This is a genomic window from Mycobacterium gordonae (assembly GCF_002101675.1).
Taxonomy (GTDB): domain Bacteria; phylum Actinomycetota; class Actinomycetes; order Mycobacteriales; family Mycobacteriaceae; genus Mycobacterium; species Mycobacterium gordonae.
Genome location: NZ_LQOY01000232.1, coordinates 1 through 4,021, shown reverse-complemented (window position 1 = coordinate 4,021; position 4,021 = coordinate 1). Strand labels below are relative to the sequence as shown.

Annotated in this window: 7 protein-coding genes; 2 read left to right on the top strand and 5 right to left on the bottom strand. The window is 61.7% G+C overall.

The window, feature by feature from the left end:
- Nucleotides 1-160 precede the first annotated feature (160 nt).
- The gene (locus AWC08_RS39265) at nt 161-313 is read right to left on the bottom strand and encodes an enoyl-CoA hydratase-related protein (RefSeq protein ID WP_007168480.1); all 153 of its coding nucleotides are present in this window, start codon (nt 311-313) and stop codon (nt 161-163) included.
- Nucleotides 314-503: 190 nt separating this feature from the next.
- Here AWC08_RS39265 and AWC08_RS36850 point away from each other — a divergent pair, with 190 nt between their 5' ends.
- Both AWC08_RS36850 and AWC08_RS29670 read left to right on the top strand, forming a co-directional pair.
- On the top strand, nt 504-647 hold the full coding sequence (locus tag AWC08_RS36850; protein ID WP_155250266.1) for a hypothetical protein: 144 nt from the start codon (nt 504-506) through the stop codon (nt 645-647).
- A gap of 691 nt (nt 648-1,338) precedes the next feature.
- The gene (locus AWC08_RS29670; RefSeq protein WP_080691075.1) at nt 1,339-1,677 is read left to right on the top strand and encodes a hypothetical protein; all 339 of its coding nucleotides are present in this window, start codon (nt 1,339-1,341) and stop codon (nt 1,675-1,677) included.
- Nucleotides 1,678-2,094: 417 nt separating this feature from the next.
- Here AWC08_RS29670 and AWC08_RS29665 read toward each other — a convergent pair whose 3' ends face one another.
- From AWC08_RS29665 to AWC08_RS29650, 4 genes are read right to left on the bottom strand one after another with little or no spacing between them, the layout of a single operon-like run.
- Complete coding sequence (locus AWC08_RS29665; protein WP_007168485.1) at nt 2,095-2,400, bottom strand: hypothetical protein; 306 nt, start codon at nt 2,398-2,400, stop codon at nt 2,095-2,097.
- 60 nt (nt 2,401-2,460) lie between these two features.
- Nucleotides 2,461-2,802, bottom strand: a complete 342-nt coding sequence (locus tag AWC08_RS29660) for a hypothetical protein (protein ID WP_007168486.1) — start codon at nt 2,800-2,802, stop codon at nt 2,461-2,463.
- 20 nt (nt 2,803-2,822) lie between these two features.
- Nucleotides 2,823-3,230, bottom strand: a complete 408-nt coding sequence (locus tag AWC08_RS29655; RefSeq protein WP_007168487.1) for a type II toxin-antitoxin system VapC family toxin — start codon at nt 3,228-3,230, stop codon at nt 2,823-2,825.
- 3 nt (nt 3,231-3,233) lie between these two features.
- Entirely contained in the window at nt 3,234-3,506 is a 273-nt protein-coding gene (locus tag AWC08_RS29650; protein WP_033711258.1) for a type II toxin-antitoxin system Phd/YefM family antitoxin, read from the bottom strand.
- Nucleotides 3,507-4,021: the final 515 nt, after the last annotated feature.

Sequence of the window (4,021 nt, the reverse complement as noted above, 5' to 3'; positions counted from 1 at the left end):
CCGCCGATCTATTCGCTGCCCTGTTAGTCTCGAGTGATCCGTCGGTGTTGCGACGTTGAGTAGAACCCACCCCGTCGTCAACACCTCACACCTCTGCCGCGTGGACCGGCCCTAAGTCATTACGTCACGATCGGCGGTGCCCTTGCCGCCGCGAGTGTCCTCACGGGCAAGACACTGCGAAAAGACCGCGCTTCGGCTCCATCACCGCGAATCGTGCGTCGGGCACGGCCACTCGGATGTCGGTGGAGCTCAACATCTCGAATCCGCCCGCCACGCAAGTGCCGTTGACCGCGGCGATGATCGGCTTGTACACGGGGAAGCGATGCAGGACGGCGTGGATTGCGTCGAGCTTGTCCAGAGAAGAATCCGGTTATTTCCGCCTGCATCCTGCGAGTCCGAGGCGGTCGGCGGCATCTCGCTGCCAGATGTCAAGACCCGGGTGTGTGCCAAGTGATAGGTCGACGGTTCGGCGTGTTCGTTGGTCGCCTGTCTACCGGATGGTCATGAGGCGTTCGGTCGGCCCGGTGCCTGTAGGTGAGGGCGGGGTGGCAGCCGCGGTGTTTCTGTGGGACGGTGCGGCGCTCGATTCGATGCGGCTGCGGCCGGTGCTCATTGCGGCGATCCCCTCTTCGGGTGCGTTTCAGTAGATCTGCATATCAGTACGCGGATCAATGAGGGGTCCTGCACTTGGGCCCAAGGTGAGGCGCGGCACCCCTCGCGCGTCGTCGGCGATGAGTTGCCGGCGGGCGTCTGCTGAGGCCCTGTGTTGGGGACGGTCTAGGTGCACGCGGCGAGGTGTGACTGCTGATCGGACTACGCAGGGAGCGATTTTTGGCCAACAGCGATACTGAATTCTAGGAAGAAAGGTTTCTGCAGATATCGGGCACCAACCGAGTAAGTCTAGTTTGCTGGCACCTTGAAACTCTGATAATCGTAATCAAGTCAGACTCTGGCCTGAATGATTCACGTTGTGCTCGATATCAGTAAGTACGCAGACGCGAATTGGCGCATGTCAGTACACCAGTACATGGTTGTTGAACTGCTGCAATATACGATTGTAGGTGTGGAAGTCAGTGTCTACTGAAACACTGAATTTATGAATATGAATCACTTTGCAAACAAGGTAGCCCAATTGGCTTGACGCTCACTTTCTGTAGTAGCTAAGCTGCATTGCATAGCCAAAGTTCATACAGCTGGTGGCATTGCTATCACCAGTTGTGGGAATCCAGTTGTGGGAATGGAGGTGAGCCCCATTACCACCTAAGTGACTGTGCAACGCACGACAAGTGCGCCGATCATAACGCGATCATCTAATGATCCATGAATTCGGAGGGGAACATGACTTGCAAGACACGACGCCGCGGTATCACGATCAAGCTCGGCATGGCCGCAGGTGCAGCTTTGGCCGCCGGGCTCATCCCGATAGCCAGCGCGGGCGCTGCCTGGGCGGATGAGCCAGACCCAGGGATCACAGTTGGGGGCGGCGGGTCTGGTGGAGTGTCCACCCCGATCGGTGGGGGCAGGGCGTCGACCGGCGGGTCCGGTGCTTTCAACGACAATGGCGGCGGCTTCGGTACTGGCACGTCGGGCGGTTTGACCGGTCCGGGCGGCGCTGGGAGCGGCGCTTCCACCGGCGCGGGCGGTGGTTTCACCCTGCCGGGATTGCCGGGATTTTGAGGTAGGCACCGCAGCGGGAATCGACATTTGACTGGCGTGGCCGCTAGCCGCGCAGCAACGGATGTCGACATGCGGGGCAAGCGGATGACGCACCCCGAAGCCTCGGGAGAGGACGTTTGCTTGGTGATTGGGACCGGTCGCCCGAGTCGCGCACATCGTGGCCGGGCGACCGCTCGTCGGCGGGTATGACGGTCGGCTGCCGAACACGCCTGGCGCCTGAAGCGGCCACCCATGATGCCGAGCATGAAGTGTTGGTGCGCGCGCCCAGTCGCAAAGTTCGTGATTGAGGCGTGACGGGCGGTCCACCACGCAACGCACGATGTCTTGCGGTCACCATCTTCCACCATCTTCGAGCCAGCGCCCGTTCACATCCGGCCACCAGGTCGGCAACGGGTCGCGGCGGGCAAGGCGGGCGGTTCATCGCGCTGCGCGGCGCACCAGACAGCGCGGTCGCCTGGCGTTTCTGCCGCGCGCTCGCAACGCCGTGCTGCGCCGCTTCATCGAGGCTGCAGTGCGCTTCATCGCGTCGATGAGGTCCTTGGCCTCGCCGATCGATTCCAAAATGGCCACCCGAGCTTGGCCGGCCTCCTTAGTCAGTGGTGTGCCCAGGAGCTGCCAGTCCGAGCGCAGCCAGTCGCGCGCCGCGCTGAGCGCTGATCTCACTTCGTCGATGCAGGCGCGGGCGTTCTCGAATAGTTCGGGACGAGTTGGCAGGTCAGCCATGGGTTGTCCTTTGCGGCGGGTTGTAGCGGGAAGCCGTGGGAGTGACGGCCGGCGAGGTTTTCACCAGCCGGCGTAGGCAAGGGGCAGGTCGGCGATGACTTGTCGGCGTGATTCGTCGAGGCTGGCAGCAATGTCGCTGAGGCCATTTGCGCCAAGTGATCGCAAGAGTTCGCCGCCGGGCTCAGAGTTGTAAAAGCTCACCATCGCCGCAAGGAACATCGCTTCGCCCGAGGACAGCCATCCGATAGCTGATCGGATCTCGTCGACCCTCGGCGAGAGATCCCACTTGCTGGTCGCGCTGTCCGGGGAAGTCTGGCCGTCGGCGAACCATCGGGGACCGGCGATCTCTACACCGCGCTGCCACGCTTGAAAAACGGTCTCATCATAGAAACGTGCTGACATGTGTTCTCCTCCTGAGCCGTTCATGAGTTTCTTCCAGGTGTGACAATCGTTATCCCGAGGGCACGGGCGGCGTCGCTGAGTCGACTGTCATAGGCGACCATGGCGGTCAATGGTGCTGTGGATGCGGCGATTTGAGCGGTGGCCAGGTGTATCGCATCGAGCGAGCGCAGCGCCGGATCGGGGTAGGCGGCCGCGGTGGCGCGGATGACCTGGTCGATTTCGAACCGATCCAGTCTGGCCAGCACAGAGGGGACAGCAGATAAGCCATTTGGGGCGACTGCGCGGATGGCTCTGGGGAGCTCCACTTCAGCCAAGGCAGATGTTATCCAACGTGTTTCGGTGCGTTCATCGAGCCAGTCAGCTAGAGCATCAGATTCGACTTCGATCCGGATCAGCTTGACCAGAGCCGAGGTATCCAGGTAGATCACCGGCTAATACCTTTCCTCGGCGCGCAGACGTTGCAATAGCGCGCCGGCGTCGAGATTGTCGTGCATCGGAACGGTCGGCCGCGGGGCTGGGCCGGCCAGCGTCGCCGGTTGCACTCTGCCGGCAGTGATCAACGCATCCAGTGGGCCGGCGGTAGCGGGGATTATTCGGGCGATGACTTCCCCGCGCTCAGTAAGCGTGATCTCTTCGCCACGCTTGACGCGGGCCAAGACCTTTGCCGTCTCTTGGTTGAGCATTCGGAGAGGTACTTCACTCATACCAATAATGTACTACATAGTTGTACTACATGCTATGGTGGCGCAACTGGGTGGGTTTCGGAGCGCCGGCGGCCCATGTCCACACGCCCGCCCCCGAGAATCAACCTATCGACGAAGCCGTTCAGGAACTCCGCGCCGGCCTCGTCGTCAGGCTCGCGGCCATCGGTGCTCACAAAGGGACCTATCCGTCTCTAGCTGCCTTGTCAGCTCAATTCTCACAGGTGGGGCAGAGATATGCGACGGTCAGCGCGTGGTTATACGGCCGAGCCATTCGCTTGATGCCGGCGGTCTGCGGGCGGTGCCGCTCAGTCAGTGCCGTCGTCCCGACCATTGGTGGCGCCAGCCACTCGGCCAACCTAGCCTTGACCTGCTCCGCCTGCTCCCGACTGTGGCACATGTCGTTTGCCATCTTTCCGAGTGTTACGCGGCAGGGGAGAAGGTCAAGTCCAGGGACGTGGTGTACGACGTCGTCGTGTGATTCTTCGACTTGGTGGTTTAGGCGGTCAGTGCCGCCG

Excerpts from the sequence above, each read along its gene's own strand:
- AWC08_RS29670 (WP_080691075.1), top strand. The coding sequence starts at position 1,339 with ATGACTTGCAAGACACGACGCCGCGGTATCACGATCAAGCTCGGCATG.
- AWC08_RS36850 (WP_155250266.1), top strand. The coding sequence starts at position 504 with ATGAGGCGTTCGGTCGGCCCGGTGCCTGTAGGTGAGGGCGGGGTGGCA.
- AWC08_RS29660 (WP_007168486.1), bottom strand. The coding sequence starts at position 2,802 with ATGTCAGCACGTTTCTATGATGAGACCGTTTTTCAAGCGTGGCAGCGC.
- AWC08_RS29650 (WP_033711258.1), bottom strand. The coding sequence starts at position 3,506 with ATGAGTGAAGTACCTCTCCGAATGCTCAACCAAGAGACGGCAAAGGTC.
- AWC08_RS29665 (WP_007168485.1), bottom strand. The coding sequence starts at position 2,400 with ATGGCTGACCTGCCAACTCGTCCCGAACTATTCGAGAACGCCCGCGCC.